The 15,084-nt window shown below is 43.1% G+C and carries 10 protein-coding genes; 2 read left to right on the forward strand and 8 right to left on the reverse strand.

The window, feature by feature from the left end; genetic code table 11:
• Window positions 1-173: 173 nt before the first annotated feature.
• The 6 genes from FSB76_RS12000 to FSB76_RS12025 form a co-directional block, all read right to left on the reverse strand.
• Window positions 174-2,558, reverse strand: a complete 2,385-nt coding sequence (locus FSB76_RS12000) for a beta-glucosidase (RefSeq protein WP_147053806.1) — start codon at window positions 2,556-2,558, stop codon at window positions 174-176.
• A 347-nt stretch (window positions 2,559-2,905) separates the two neighbouring features.
• Entirely contained in the window at window positions 2,906-3,646 is a 741-nt protein-coding gene (locus FSB76_RS12005) for a tyrosine-protein phosphatase (protein WP_147053807.1), read from the reverse strand.
• 2 nt (window positions 3,647-3,648) lie between these two features.
• A complete protein-coding gene (gene rfbB, locus FSB76_RS12010; protein ID WP_147053808.1) occupies window positions 3,649-4,701 on the reverse strand; it encodes a dTDP-glucose 4,6-dehydratase in 1,053 nt (350 codons plus the stop codon).
• Window positions 4,702-4,717: 16 nt separating this feature from the next.
• Window positions 4,718-5,740, reverse strand: coding sequence for a UDP-glucose 4-epimerase GalE (galE, locus tag FSB76_RS12015; RefSeq protein WP_147053809.1), 1,023 nt, complete (start codon window positions 5,738-5,740; stop codon window positions 4,718-4,720).
• Between the two features lie 137 nt (window positions 5,741-5,877).
• A complete protein-coding gene (locus FSB76_RS12020) occupies window positions 5,878-6,861 on the reverse strand; it encodes a UDP-glucuronic acid decarboxylase family protein (RefSeq protein ID WP_147053810.1) in 984 nt (327 codons plus the stop codon).
• On the reverse strand, window positions 6,861-8,174 hold the full coding sequence (locus tag FSB76_RS12025) for a UDP-glucose dehydrogenase family protein (RefSeq protein ID WP_147053811.1): 1,314 nt from the start codon (window positions 8,172-8,174) through the stop codon (window positions 6,861-6,863). Before FSB76_RS12025 ends, FSB76_RS12020 begins: the two co-directional genes overlap by 1 nt.
• Before the next feature lie 143 nt (window positions 8,175-8,317).
• Here FSB76_RS12025 and FSB76_RS12030 point away from each other — a divergent pair, with 143 nt between their 5' ends.
• Window positions 8,318-9,643 (forward strand): 3-deoxy-D-manno-octulosonic acid transferase, encoded by a 1,326-nt coding sequence (locus FSB76_RS12030; RefSeq protein ID WP_147053812.1) that lies wholly within the window; start codon window positions 8,318-8,320, stop codon window positions 9,641-9,643.
• A gap of 92 nt (window positions 9,644-9,735) precedes the next feature.
• Here the strand turns inward: FSB76_RS12030 and FSB76_RS12035 are convergent, their stop codons facing one another.
• Window positions 9,736-11,637 carry a beta-N-acetylhexosaminidase gene (locus tag FSB76_RS12035; RefSeq protein ID WP_147053813.1) on the reverse strand — a complete coding sequence of 634 codons (1,902 nt, stop codon included), beginning with the start codon at window positions 11,635-11,637 and terminating at the stop codon, window positions 9,736-9,738.
• A 483-nt stretch (window positions 11,638-12,120) separates the two neighbouring features.
• On the opposite strand from FSB76_RS12035, the gene FSB76_RS12040 reads away from it, so the two are divergent.
• Window positions 12,121-12,954 (forward strand): mechanosensitive ion channel family protein, encoded by an 834-nt coding sequence (locus tag FSB76_RS12040; RefSeq protein ID WP_147053814.1) that lies wholly within the window; start codon window positions 12,121-12,123, stop codon window positions 12,952-12,954.
• Window positions 12,955-13,068: 114 nt separating this feature from the next.
• Here FSB76_RS12040 and FSB76_RS12045 read toward each other — a convergent pair whose 3' ends face one another.
• The gene (locus tag FSB76_RS12045; RefSeq protein ID WP_147053815.1) at window positions 13,069-15,033 is read right to left on the reverse strand and encodes a vWA domain-containing protein; all 1,965 of its coding nucleotides are present in this window, start codon (window positions 15,031-15,033) and stop codon (window positions 13,069-13,071) included.
• Between the last annotated feature and the right edge of the window lie 51 nt (window positions 15,034-15,084).

Below are 15,084 nucleotides of genomic sequence, written 5' to 3' on the forward strand. Positions count from 1 at the left end.
TAATAATTGGTGTGTAAATGCAAGATAGCAAAGCTTTATTAAGTTATTACTATCCCTCCGTTACCTGTAAAAGCCTTTGCAACCGTAGTCGCAAAGGCTTGATAGTTTAGTTTAGTTAATATATATGTTTATGTTTTTATCTTGATTCCTGACTCTAATCTCTTGATTCTTTTTTACTTCAGCTTCAACTCATTGATAGCAACCTCGGGTACCAAAGCCTTAACCACTTTTTCAACAGTGATGTCTTTAGCCAGTTTAAAAGAGGCTTTTTCTTCTATCTGTCTTGACGATGAACCAATTCTTACTTCATATTTACCTGCATCGGCTATCCAGGCTTCGCGGCTGGTGTAAAAAGATGCCAGGTCGGCTGCTTTGATGGTGAAGCTTAGCGTTTGCGATTCGCCGGCTGCAAGCAGGCGGGTTTTGGCAAATGCTTTTAACTCCTGCTCTGGTTTATCAAGGTCTTTTTTAGGCGCGCCCAGGTATAATTGCACTACTTCCTTGCCTGCAATATCTCCCGTATTTTTAACTGTTACGGTAGCAGTAATGCTGTGCATAAAGTTAGGAGCACTTAGCTTTAAGTCGCTAAATTTAAATTTCGTGTATGACAGGCCATAACCAAATTCATAAGCCGGTTTTATACTGGCTGCATCATAATAACGGTAGCCAACATAAATTCCTTCTTCGTAGGTAACGGTTTCTGGTTTAGCTGCCGGTGTGCCCGGAAAATTACCGGCAGATGGTACATCCTTATAATCCATTGGAAAAGTGGTAGCCAGTTTGCCCGATGGGTTAACCATACCGCTTAAAACATCGGCAATAGCATTACCTGCCTCAAGGCCCGGCTGCCAGGCCAATAATATACCATCTACTTCATCGCGCCAGCTGGCAACATCAATAACACCGCCAATATTTAACACTACAACAACCTTTTTTCCTTTAGCATGGAAAGCATCCGCTACGCCCCTGATCAGGCCTTTTTCGGCATCATTTAAATAGTAGTCGCCATCCAGTTTCCTATCGGCCCCTTCGCCGGCATTTCTGCCGATGGTGATGAGTGCTTCATCGGCACCGGCAGCTTCATCGGCCACAATGCCATTTACATCCATTTCGGGAATAGGGGCGGGATGATCAAAGAAGTTTTTAGGCTTAGGCTGTTTCAGCTTCATATCGGCCAGGTAAGCGGCGTAGCTGCCTGATAGCTTTTCCTGTACTTTAAAACCAGCGTTTGTTAAACCCTGCATCAGCGAAATGGTGTAAGCCTTGTTAACATCGCCGCTACCAGTGCCGCCTGCTATAATATCATAACTGGTGTTGCCAAATACAGCTATCCTTTTTGCCGGATAAAATGGCAAAGCATGGTCGTCGTTCTTAAGCAAAACCATTCCCTGGGCAGCTGCTTCGCGTGCTACTTTAGCATGGGCCGCCAGATCAGGCGCATCTGAATATTTATATTTGGTGAACGATGGGGATTTAATAATGACATTTAAAATCCGCTCCACGTTGGCATTTAGCTGCGTGATAGCTAACGACCCATTTTTTACCGCTGCCACAATAGCTTCTGATTTATCTGGACTGCCCGGCATTATCAAATCATTACCGGCTTTCATTTGCGCTACGGCGTCTTTACCGCCAAACCAGTCGGTCATTACAAAACCTTTCAGCCCCCATTCGTTTTTTAAAACTGTTGTCAGCAAATCGCGCCTCTCCGAAGTAAATGTTCCATTTAATTTATTGTAGGATGACATCACTGTCCACGGTTGCGATTTTTTTACAGCGATACCGAAACCTTTAAGGTAAATTTCGCGCATGGCCCTTTCGCTCACAATGGTGTTGATGGAGTTACGATTGGTTTCCTGGTTATTGGCAGCGTAATGTTTAATAGATGTACCAACACCGTTAGATTGGATACCATTTACGATAGCAGCTGTCATACTGCCTGCTACCAGCGGATCTTCTGAGTAATACTCAAAGTTACGGCCACCCAGCGGATTGCGGTGAATGTTCATGCCTGGCGCCAATAAAATATCCACGCCGTATTCGCGCACCTCGTTACCAAAGGCTACACCTACTTTATTTACCAATTGGGTATCCCAGCTGCTGGCCAGCAAAGTTGCCACCGGGAAGGCTGTTGCATAATACGTTTTTGATTTATCGCCATTCCTGATAGGCTCGATACGTAAGCCGGCAGGTCCGTCTGAAACAGTTATGGATGGAATTCCCAAACGCGGAATAGCATGCGTGCGGCCGGCAGCTCCCGGAACTTTTTCGGGGATATTATAAGCGTCAGGATCTGACGGAGGCAGCTTAAACCCGCCAATATCTATGGCTTCGGGCTTTTTACCCTTTACCGGTGGCGGCACTCCGGGCATTTTAAAGCCCATACCTACTACCAGTTTTGATTTTTCTTCCAACGTCATTGCAGCTACTATCTGCTTTACATTGTTCGCCCGCAATTGCAGCGGTTGTTTTTTGGTTTGAGCCTGTACCGACGAGTTTAAACTCCCGGCCGCCCACATAATTACAATAGCAACACCAGATCTGTAGCTTATTTTCATGATTAAGGGTTAAAAAAGAAAGTGCGTAATAATTGGTTATAACTTGTTTATTAACAGCAGCAAATGCTATTGTGTCAATATAACACAATAGTATATATTATCTTTGGTAATAACAAGGGCTGGCTAAATATTTTTAAAGGGTTGTTTTTTAAATCAGATGGACAACGTGCGAGATTTGCGTTCGTTGAAAAGCCCGGCCTTTGCGGGGTAAATGATAAATAGCAACGTTTGTTTCAACCAGGTGTGGTTTAAGCCTAAAGGCCCGAAATGCAAAAAGACACCTGTTAGGGTGTCTTTTATTTTATTTAATGCTCTAAAATACCAATTTAGCTTGGCTATGGTTGTTCCTAAAAAAGCAGCGTATTTTTTAACGGGGTATCAAACATTAGCTTTTCCAGGTAAGTGGTGCGTAAGGCATCTTTAAGAGCCATGGCGTGCCTTTCGTGGTGCATATCGCTTGATATAAAATCTATCAGTTGATTATCTACCAGCAATTCTGCTTTTCTTTTTACATCGCTGCCGTAGTACCCTGTTAACGATATAGTGTTTAGTTGCATACTACAACCCCAGCCATGGATGTTTTTGTATTGTTCAATATCCATGTAAGGATACCTTTCGGGGTGTGCCAAAATTGGCTTATATCCCAGGTCATTCATTTTTTGCAAAACAGGTATCACATTAGGTGGCTGATTGATAAACGAAAACTCAAACAGTACATAATTATCGCCCATGGTCATTAACTTCCCTTCATTTACGCGCGCCTCAAAGGTTTCATCAAAATAATGTTCGGCGGCGGTTTCTACAGGTATATCTATATTTTCTTTTACCAGTTCGGCTTTCAATAACTCCAGCGATGCAGCAATTGTTTCGGGGGTGTTGCGGTAAAAATCGATCATGACGTGTGGCGTGGCAATAATCTTTTTTATACCCAGGTCCATCATCTTCCGGATGAGGATTACCGAATCCTGCGGTGTTTGCGCACCATCGTCAATTCCGGGTAAAACATGCGAGTGCATATCAACCATGATAGACTCATAGTTGAAAGTTATTTCTTTTTTTACTTTTTTACTTTTAAAAAAACCAAACATAGTTAACGGTTATTGTACTGCCCCTTGTAATATTGCTGGTAACTACCCGAAGTAACATGATTAAGCCACTCCTCGTTCGCCAGGTACCAATCTACGGTTTTTTTCAATCCTTCTTCAAAAGTAATACTTGGTACCCAACCAAGCTCGGTTTTTAATTTGGTGGCATCTATGGCATAACGCAAATCATGCCCCGCCCGGTCTGTAACATAGGTGATCAATTTGGCTGATTCACCTTCGGCACGGCCCAGTTTTTTATCCAGAATAGTACAAAGCAAATTAATCAGGTCGATGTTTTTCCATTCATTATGGCCGCCAATATTATAGGTTTGGCCGGCTTTGGCATTGTGGAATATTACATCAATGGCCCTTGCATGATCCTCTACCCAAAGCCAGTCGCGAATATTTTCGCCTTTACCGTAAACTGGTACAGATTTGCTTTGCTTAATATTGTTGATAGCCAGCGGTATCAGCTTTTCAGGAAAATGATACGAGCCATAGTTGTTTGAGCAGTTGGATATCACGGCATTCATACCGTAAGTATCCTGGTAAGCGCGCACAAAATGATCTGAACTTGCTTTAGATGCCGAATAAGGCGAATGCGGATCATACGCCGTTTCTTCGGTAAACATTCCATCTTCGCCTAAAGTACCATACACTTCATCAGTTGATACGTGGTAAAAACGGGTTTGATCATAACGTCCTTTCCAGCTTTCGCGGGCGGCATTCAGCAAATTTACGGTACCTACCACATTGGTCATTACAAATTCCAAAGGGTTGGTAATCGACCGGTCAACATGTGATTCAGCTGCGAGGTGGATTACCGCATCGGGCTTCTCGGTATTAAAAAGATTATTTATAAACTCAAGGTCAACAATATCACCTTTAACAAAGCTGTAATTTGGCTCGTTTTCGATATCTCTTAAATTTTCAAGGTTACCGGCGTATGTCAGCTTATCTAAATTGATGATTTTATAATCCGGATACGTTTTCACAAAACGGCGCACCACGTGCGATCCTATGAAACCTGCGCCACCCGTAATAATGATTTTTTGCATTTGCTGAAATTTTAGTTTATAGCGGATTTTGAGCTATATATTTTTCCCATTCCCAGGCCGATGACATCATGGTTTCTAAACCCAATTCTGTTTTCCAGCCAAGTTTATTAGTTGATTTGGTAACATCGCCCCAAACCTTTTCCACATCGCCGGCACGGCGCGGGCCAATCTGGTAGTTTACCTTTACTCCTGTTGCTTTTTCAAACGCGTGGATTACTTCCAATACCGTACTTCCCTGGCCGGTACCCAGGTTAAACACATCGTACCCCTGGTAGTCGTCACGTTCGGCCAATTTCAGCGCGGCAACATGTGCCTTGGCCAAATCAACTACGTGAATATAATCGCGTACGCAGCTGCCATCCGGGGTATCGTAATCATTGCCGAATACTGTTATTTTTTCGCGTTTGCCAATAGCGGTTTGAGTAATAAAAGGCACCAGGTTTTGCGGCACACCAATTGGCAATTCGCCTATAAGCGCGGTTTCGTGCGCACCAACCGGGTTAAAATATCTTAATGATACTACTTTATAGCTGCTGGTACCAGAAGCTATCATATCTTTCAAAATCTCCTCGGCTATTTGCTTGGTATTGCCATAAGGCGATTGGGCGGGTTGCACCGGCGCTTCTTCGGTTACCGGCAACTGCTCGGGCTGGCCGTAAACAGTACAGCTTGATGAGAACACAAAATTTAATGGTTTGCTATAATAGGCATCCAGTAAATTAATAAGCGAGTAAAAATTGTTACGGTAGTATTTTAATGGCTTTTGAACCGACTCGCCTACTGCCTTAAATGCAGCAAAGTGAATGATACCGGCAACATCAGGCTCGGCAACGGCCAGCGCCTTTACGCCTGCTTCATCGCACAGGTCGAGCTTATGAAAAACCGGTTTGTAGCCGATGATCTTGGCAAGCTGATCTAAAATTTTAGGATCTGAGTTTGATAGGTCGTCAACAATAACAGGTTCGTAGCCTGCATTTACCAGTTCGACAACGGTATGGGAGCCAATAAATCCGAGGCCACCGGTCACTAATATCTTCATTTTTAAGTAGGGTATATAGTAAGCCATAAAGGTAAGCAAATGGATGAATTTACATACCTCCTTTTACTAAACAACCACCTTTTACTTTACTAAAAGATGGTTGTCCGGGTATTATTTATAGGAAGGGCATTTTTTGACTATTTATTATAGTACGTAAAATCCTTATGATTTATTTCGGTTTCGGGCAACGATTTAAAATAGTCCAAAGTAATCTTTAAACCTTCGCTCCTTGATACCTTTGGTTCCCAGCCCAAAATAGCTTTTGCTTTTGTAATATCCGGGCGGCGCTGTTTCGGATCATCAGTAGGCAATGGCAGGCTAATCAATTCCTGGTCGGTGCCGGTTAATTTAATAATCTCTTCGCCAAATTGCTTTATAGTGATCTCGTCGGGATTACCAATGTTCATCGGCTGTGCGTAATCACTGTGTAAAAGGCGGTAAATACCTTCAACCAGGTCATCAACATAGCAAAATGAACGGGTTTGAGACCCATCGCCAAACATGGTCAATGATTCGCCTCTTAGCGCCTGCCCAATAAAGGCTGGCAATACCCGGCCGTCGTTTAGCCGCATCCTTGGTCCGTATGTATTAAAAATGCGAACAATGCGCGTTTCTAAACCGTGAAAGGTATGATAGGCCATGGTAATGGCTTCCTGGAAACGCTTGGCTTCGTCATAAACCCCTCTTGGCCCAACAGGGTTTACATTGCCCCAGTATTCCTCTGGTTGCGGGTTCACATTGGGGTCGCCATAAACTTCAGATGTTGAAGCTATCAGCATCCGGGCACTTTTTGACCTTGCCAAACCCAACAGGTTGTGTGTACCTAATGAGCCCACCTTCAACGTCTGGATAGGGATTTTAAGGTAATCTATCGGACTTGCAGGCGAGGCAAAATGCAAAATGTAATGCAATTCGCCCGGAACAAATACAAACTTGGATACATCATGGTTATAAAACTCAAAATTCTCCAGTTTGAACAAGTGCTGAATATTGCGCAAATCGCCGGTAATTAAATTATCCATGCCTATTACATGGTAATCTTCTTTAATAAACCTGTCGCAAAGGTGCGAGCCTAAAAAGCCCGCAGCCCCGGTAATTAAAATTCTTTTACGTTCTGTCATTAACTAACTACTTTACGTCCGATGCTGCTGTAATAAAAACCATAGTCTTTCATCCTGTCCAGGTCATATAAATTACGTCCGTCAAATATAACAGGCGCATTTAACTTTTCTTTCATGAAATCAAAATCCGGGGTACGAAAAACAGGCCATTCGGTAACAATCAACAAAGCATCCGCATCTTCAAGAGCCGAATACCTGTCCTTTGCATAGGCAATTTTATCGCCGAGTAATTTTTTAACGTTTGGCATTCCTTCGGGGTCATAGGCGGTTACCGTAGCTCCGGCTGCAATAAGATCATCTATGATGTATAAAGCCGGTGCTTCGCGGATATCATCGGTCTCGGGTTTGAAAGCCAATCCCCAAAGCGCAAAGTGTTTGCCTTTCAGCCCGTCGGCCCCATAATACTCGCGCAGCTTAACTACCAGGCGTCTTTTTTGTGTTTCGTTAACTTCCATTACCGAGTTCAGTATCTTGAACTCATATTTGTTTTCTTCGGCTGCTTTTGAAAGCGCCTGTACATCTTTAGGGAAACAGCTACCACCATAGCCAACACCCGGAAACAGGAAGCGTTTGCCTATGCGGGCATCGGCACCTACGCCTTTACGCACCATATCCACATCGGCGCCAACCAGTTCGCACATGTTGGCAATTTCGTTCATGAAGGTTATTTTGGTGGCCAGGAATGAATTTGCCGCGTATTTTGTAAGCTCAGAAGAGCGTTCATCCATATAAAGGATAGGGTTACCCTGGCGTACGTATGGAGCATATAAATCGCCCATAATCTGGCGGGCTTTCTCGTCCATGGTACCAATAACTACCCTATCTGGTTTCATAAAATCTTCAACGGCCACACCTTCGCGTAAAAACTCGGGGTTTGATACCACCGCGAAAGGCACATCGGTATTAGCTTTTAGCACCGCAGTTACTTTATCGGCAGTACCTACCGGCACAGTTGATTTGGTTACGATAACCTTATATTCGGTAATAAGTTTTGCAATATCTTTCGCGGCACCAAGCACATAGCTTAGGTCGGCAGATCCATCGGCGCCCGGAGGGGTGGGTAAGGCCAAAAATATAACTTTTGCCGGAGCAATCGCTTCGGCAAGGTTGGTGGTAAAGGTTAACCTTTCCTGTTTTATATTCCTGTTAAATAACAAATCAAGCCCGGGTTCATAAATCGGCATTTCGCCCGCCCGCATCTTGTTCACTTTTTCTTCTACAATGTCAACACATATAACTTCGTTTCCGGTTTCGGCCAGGCAGGTTCCGGTTACCAGTCCAACGTAGCCTGTACCGATTACAGCAATTTTCATAATTTATTTTTGTTTTGAGTGTTTAGTATTTGTTTACAAGATAACATGCAAGCAGGCTTTAACAGCACTGGGTTATTAAATATTACAGTATAAGTTTTTGTTGTTAATTTTAACCTTTGCTAATATACAATTCATACGCTAAAATGATATTATATACTATTGGATTACGGCTCTATTTTATAACCATTTATATAGCCTCGCTGTTTAATCAAAAAGCAAGCCAGTGGATAAATGGCCGGAAGAACCAGGAGCTTATACGTATAGATAGCAGTATTTGGTTTCATTTTGCATCATTAGGCGAATTTGAGCAGGGCAGGCCTATTTTAGAAGCGATAAGGGCCTTATATCCGCAGGAAAAGATTGTAATTTCATTTTTTTCGCCGTCGGGTTACGAGATCAGGAAAAATACACCACTTGCCGATTTTGTGTATTATTTACCATTGGACACGGCAAAAAATGCCACACAATTTATTGATGCCATACAGCCCAGTATGGCGGTTTTTACCAAGTATGAGTATTGGTATCATTTTTTTGACGAGTCGTATAAAAGACGAATCCCCTTGTATATTGTATCGGGAATTTTTAGGCCGAAACAGATTTTTTTTAAATGGTACGGCGGCCTGCACCGCAAAATATTAAGCTTTGTAAGCCACTTTTTTTTGCAGGACGAGGCATCAAAACAGCTACTACAATCCATTGGTATAACTAACGCTACTGTTAGCGGCGATACCCGCTTTGACAGGGTATGGGCCAATGCCCAACATCCCAGAGAAATTCCAGGCATTGCCGAATTTATAAACGGTCAAAAAGTTTTTATTGCCGGCAGCACCTGGCCACAGGACGAAGCATTACTGGCCGCCCTCCCTGAATTATACCCCGGCTGGAAATTTATTTTTGCCCCCCATGAAATTGGCGAAGCCAGGATAAATAACCTGGTTAGTTTATTACCTGCAGGATCGGCAGTTAAATACTCGGAGTTAAGTGAAAATTCAAAACTGCGAAGCACTCTTGAACGCCGCGAAGAAACAACAACTGGTGAAAAACTCAAAATTCAAAATCAGGAACCTGCCACTCGCAACTCACCACTCACTACTCACCACTCACTACTCACTACGTTGATTATTGATAACATCGGCATGCTCTCTTCTTTATATGCTTACGCCAACATCGCTTATATAGGTGGTGGTTTTGGCGTAGGGATACACAATACACTGGAGGCAGCCGCGTTTGGCTTGCCCGTCATCTTTGGCCCTAATTATCAAAGATTTAATGAGGCAAGAGATCTTATCGCTTTAAAGGCAGGTTTTAGTATCGGTGATGGCAGCCAGCTTAAAGGCATTGTTGATACATTGGTTAATGACGAAGCTTTTTACAACATTACAAGTAAAAAAGCTGGTGATTACGTAAACACACATATCGGGGCAACCCAGATGATATTGGACCACATTATAACGCTGCCATCCGCCTGATAAGATAGGCCATTTTATCAACCACATCGCAAAAAAAGAGACCCGGCTCTTTTCAAAGCCAGGTCTCTTTTTTACTCCGAGGGCTCAATAAACTACTTTGCCTTTTTAGCTAAATCGGCCAATGGCATGGTTGTCATGCGGCCAATTACTTTTTTACCGCGATAGGTTATCACCCTTAATTGCGTTGCATCCTTAGGCGCATCAATAGGGGCCGTGTACTTCGGATAAAAATTATCAGGGAACGAGTTATCAAAACTGTAATAGATATCCAAACCCGGCGCCTCGCTGGTAAGGGTTATCTTAAGTGTATTATCCGGATTTTTAGTAGCGCTGAACGAAGGGTCGTAAACACTTGGCGCGTATTTGGTTTCAGCCTCATCAAAGCGTTCAAAATGTTTTTCAACCTTGCCAAAAAAGTATGGCCAGCTCTTTTTCTCTTTGGGCGACCATACCAGTTCGGCAATGGCCATACCACGTGGCCAGGTCATGTACTCGGCCTGGCGTATATTGTACACCTGTTCTGTCCAAAGGTTGGCCTGTGCGCCTTTTATAAGTTTGGCATCAACGCTATCGGGTACTGGTTCATATTCATAAGTTTTGTTCAGGCGTAGCTTTGCATAAACTTTGGTTTCGTTTACATCGCTTTGCATATAATCCAGGTAGGCAAATGTTGTTGGGCTCATCACCACATCGTGGCCCATTTTAGCGGCTTCAATACCGCCTTTAACGCCCCGCCAACTCATTACAGCCGCATTGGGCCCAAGGCCGCCCTCCAGTATCTCGTCCCATCCCATGAATTTTTTCCCTTTTGATTCTACAATTTTTTCAAGCCGTTTTTCAAAATAGCTTTGCACCTCCTGCTGGGTTTTCAGGTTTTCTTTTACCATAAGCGCCTTAATAGCCTCACTTTGTTCCCAAAAGTTTTTAGCGCACTCATCGCCACCAACATGGATGTAACCAAAGGGGAAAAGCTGGGCAATTTCGGTCATCACCTTATCCAAAAAAACGTAAACGCTTTCATTAGCCGGGCAAAGGGTATTATCTACAATGGCGGTATTATGCGGCCCGTTCCAGTTCATAAAGGGCTCGCCGGAGTTTACTACATATTTATCGGCACCCGGCGTACATGAAAGTTCAGGATAAGCCACTACTGCTGCAAGGCTATGCCCCGGAACGTCAACCTCGGGCAAAATATTAACAAAACGGTCTTTGGCGTACTGTACAAGTTCTTTTATATCTTCCTGGGTATAAAAGCCACCATAAGTGCGTGGCTCATCGGCAGCCGGTGGGGTAAATGTGCCAAACTGGCCAACCTTTTTTACGTTATAAGCGCCCACTGTAGTAAGTCTGGGCAGGCTTTTAATTTCTACCCGCCAGCCTTCATCGTCGGTTAAATGCAGGTGCAGCAGGTTAAGCTTATATTTTACCATATTATCAATATACTGCTCCACCTCGGCTTTGGTAAAAAAGTGGCGGGCAACATCAAACATCAGGCCCCGCCATTCAAACCTTGGGTAATCTGTTATATCAACCGCGGGGGCTGTCCATTTCACGCCTTTCACAAATTCCTTACTTTCTATTTCTTTTGGCAATAGCTGCATAAAGGTTTGCACACCATAAAATAAGCCTGCCGGGGCATTTGCCTTTATCACCACTTTTTTTGCAGTTACCGATAGGTTATAACCTTCGGCACCAATCGGCGGGTCATTTTTTTTATTAATAACAAACTTTATGGATGCCGTTGGCGCAACGGTTTTTACCGCTACAGCAGTACCTGCCGCCGCACCAAGCTTCTTTTTCATGTACGCTATAACCGGTGCCAGCCCGGCTGGGTTACCTGTTTCAAGCACAACAATTTTGGGCAACACAAACTTACCTGCCTTTTGGGTAACCTTAACGGGCTCCGGAATAATTGACAGGCCATTGTTAGGCGCCTGGCCAAACGACAAAGCATGCAGTCCACAGCAACCGAGTAACATGATTAATTTTTTCATAAAGAAAACTTAGTTTTTTGAAAGCGTTTATAATTGGAAACGTTACGCAAATTATACTTTTTAAATAATATTAAAAAGTGTTGCCAATATAAAATTTGTATTGCCACATTAAAATTCGCCACATTAAAAAAAATGATTGAACAATTATTGCATAACATTTAAACTACTGTCAATAAAAAAACAAAAAGATCAGCCATAATCCAATATTGCTGATACCAATGTTACGTTCTGCCCAGGCACGTGTTCAGAAAATCGTCCCAAAAACACAGTCAATTTAAATCATAAAAAAACTATTTTATAATTAAGTAAAAAAACTTCCTGGCAGCTTCTCCTGTGTTTTTTATTAACATTAAGTCTCTGTTAATCTTTAGTTTGCGCTATATTTTTTGTTTTTATTATGTACTTTAACAAGGTAAAGTAATCTTGCAGGTAACCATATAAAAATCATCAACCCAAATTAATCACCCCAAAACAATTTTTTTTATGCAAAATGTTTCTTTTTACTCCACAGCAATTTTTGCCTGGTTAAGTACTTTCGGCATCAACTTATTGAGTGCCGTGCTTGTATTTGTTATTGGCCTTTATATTATCAGTTGGGTAGGCCGGTTGCTCAGCGTATCAATGGCCAAAGGAAAAATTGATGTATCGCTCCAATCATTTTTAGGCAGTGTAATGACGGCCGGCCTAAGGGTTTTACTGCTGATAACAGTTGCCGGTATGCTGGGCATTCAAACAACATCGTTTGTAGCTATTATTGGTGCCTTAGGATTGGCGGTAGGCCTGGCACTACAAGGCTCATTGGCCAACTTTGCCGGAGGTGTACTTATCCTGATTTTTAAACCATTTAAAATAGGCGACATTATTGACTCGCAAGGGCAAAACGGCGCTGTTATTGAAATCCAGATTTTTAACACCATATTGCTTACCCCAGATAACAAAACCGTTATACTGGCAAACGGGGCTGTATCAAACAATACCATTGTAAATTATAGCAGGCATGGCAGCATCAGGGTTGATATTTCGCTGGAGATTGAACCACAAAACGATATGGACTTTGTGCGTAAAATAGCTACGGAAGCCTGCCTGAACCACCCACTTGTTTTGGCACAACCTGCGCCCATTGTAAACGTATCTAAAATAAACGAAGGTAAAATTGGTCTTGGCGTTTGCCCATTTACCAAAGCCCAGGATTATTGGTCGGTGCTTTTTGGCGCGCAGGAGCTTATCAAAAAGGCTTTTGATGAGCATAAAATAGGCATTCATTCTCCGCACCTGTTTATTACCCAGGTGCCGGGCGCTGCAACAACACATAATTAAATTATAGCCGAATTAGCAAAAACTTAGACAATTATATCAAGTGCTGTAATTAATAACAAAGCCCGGCAAAAAAATGCCGGGCTTTTGATTGATATGGTATAGGTGTGATTTTTATTATTCGTCTGCATTATTGTCTTCTTTTGCAGCAAGTTCTGTTTTGCCTAACAGCCTGGCGCTTTCGGCCAGTTTAATAAATTCGGCGCGGTAGCCTTCGGTGTCATCGCCCTTGGCGGCCCGGGCCATTTTAATAGCCTGATCATAACCAGAGTTTTGTTTAAATTTCGAATCGCGCAGTAGCATCCCAATTTCGGCAACAGCGGCGGCAAACCTAAAATCGGTTGATGTTGATTTCAGGTTAATTGGCTCATCTTTAACCGTAACCTGGCTCAATTTACTTTTTAAGGATGTTGGCTCCTTATACCTGAATTTGATGGTCATCATTTCATCAGATGAATTTGAATAGGCAACAGGTTTAGGTTTCTGATATTTTAACGGATCGACACTGACCGAATAATCATCCTTTATCCCCGCAGGCACTATCTCATAAAAAGCGGTAACCGTATGGCCCGAGCCCATATCGCCGGCATCTTTTTTATCATCATTAAAATCCTCTTTGGCCAGTACCCGGTTTTCGTAACCAACCAGGCGGTAGGCCTGTACTTTGGCGGGGTTAAACTCTACCTGTAGTTTTACATCTTTGGCAATGGTAAATAAGGTGCCGCCAAATTCGCTTACCAGGGTTTTGCGGGCTTCGGTTATATTATCAATATAGGCATAGTTCCCGTTGCCTTTATCGGCCAGGGTTTCCATCTTGCTATCCTTGTAATTACCCATGCCAAAACCTAAAACCGATAACGAGATGCCGCTTTCCCTTTCGCGCTCAATCAGCTTTTGCATGTCATCATCGCTTGATGCACCTACGTTAAAATCGCCATCGGTAGCTAAAATCACCCGGTTATTGCCGCTTTTCATAAAGTTTTGTTTAGCAATCTGGTAAGCCAGCTTAATGCCTTGTCCGCCGGCTGTTGAGCCGCCCGCGCTTAAATTATCAATGGCATTGTTAATGGTTTCCTTTTTATCGCCGCCGGTTGCAGGCAGCACTACGCCAGCCGCGCCGGCGTAAACAACCAGGGTAACCTTATCTTGCGCCCGCAGTTGGTTAACCAGCATTTTTAATGACGATTGCACCAGGGGCAATTTATTAGGCTCGTTCATGGATCCCGATACATCTATTAAAAATACCAGGTTTGATGCAGGCAGTTTTTCGGTTGGTATTGTTCTGGCTTTAAGGCCTATGCGCAGCAGGCGGTGTTTGCTATTCCATGGGGCTGCGGATAGTTCGGTATGGATGGCCACGGGGCCGTTATCTGTTGGCCCCGGCAGGTTGTAGCTAAAATAGTTTATCATTTCTTCAATCCTCACAGCATCTGCAGGTGGTAACTGGCCGCTATTGATAAAGCGCCTTACATTGCTGTACGAAGCCGCATCTACATCAACCGAAAATGTAGAGAGCGGTTCGGCCGACACTGCTTTAAAACCATTTTCTTCGATGCCTTTGTAACTTTCATCGGTAACCACAGGAGGCTGGTAGCTTTTCAAAACATCAGCATTAGCCGAATAACCGTAAATGGCTGATGCATTTCCTATTGTTACAAGGCCAGATGCTTTGCCGCTTAAGCCTTTTGCCTTGTATGATTTTGCAGCTATACTACTTACACTTCCGGTAACTGCCATCCGTTTTTGTATCCCATAACCGGTTACAACAACCTCGTTTAACTGGTTTGACGTTGCGTGAAGGTAAACTTTCAACGTGTTGCCTTTACCTGCTTTTACATCCTGCGTGGTGTAACCTATAAAGCTGAAGGTAAGTACGGCGTTGTCATCGGGTACAATAATGGAATAGTTGCCTTTGGCATCGGTTTGTGTTCCAAAACCTGAGCCCTTAAGCAAAACCGATACCCCCGGTATTGCTAAACTATCTTTGGCATCATATACGGTTCCGCTAATGCGGTGGCTGTTATTAGGCTTAAACCCAGTTAAACCGGCAAACAATAAAATAATTAAAACTAACTTTTTCATCCCTGGTTATTTTTTAATAAGGATGCAGGCGGCGGATAATTTCCATAAACC

It is taken from the genome of Mucilaginibacter ginsenosidivorax, from assembly GCF_007971525.1.
Classification (GTDB): Bacteria; Bacteroidota; Bacteroidia; order Sphingobacteriales; family Sphingobacteriaceae; genus Mucilaginibacter; species Mucilaginibacter ginsenosidivorax.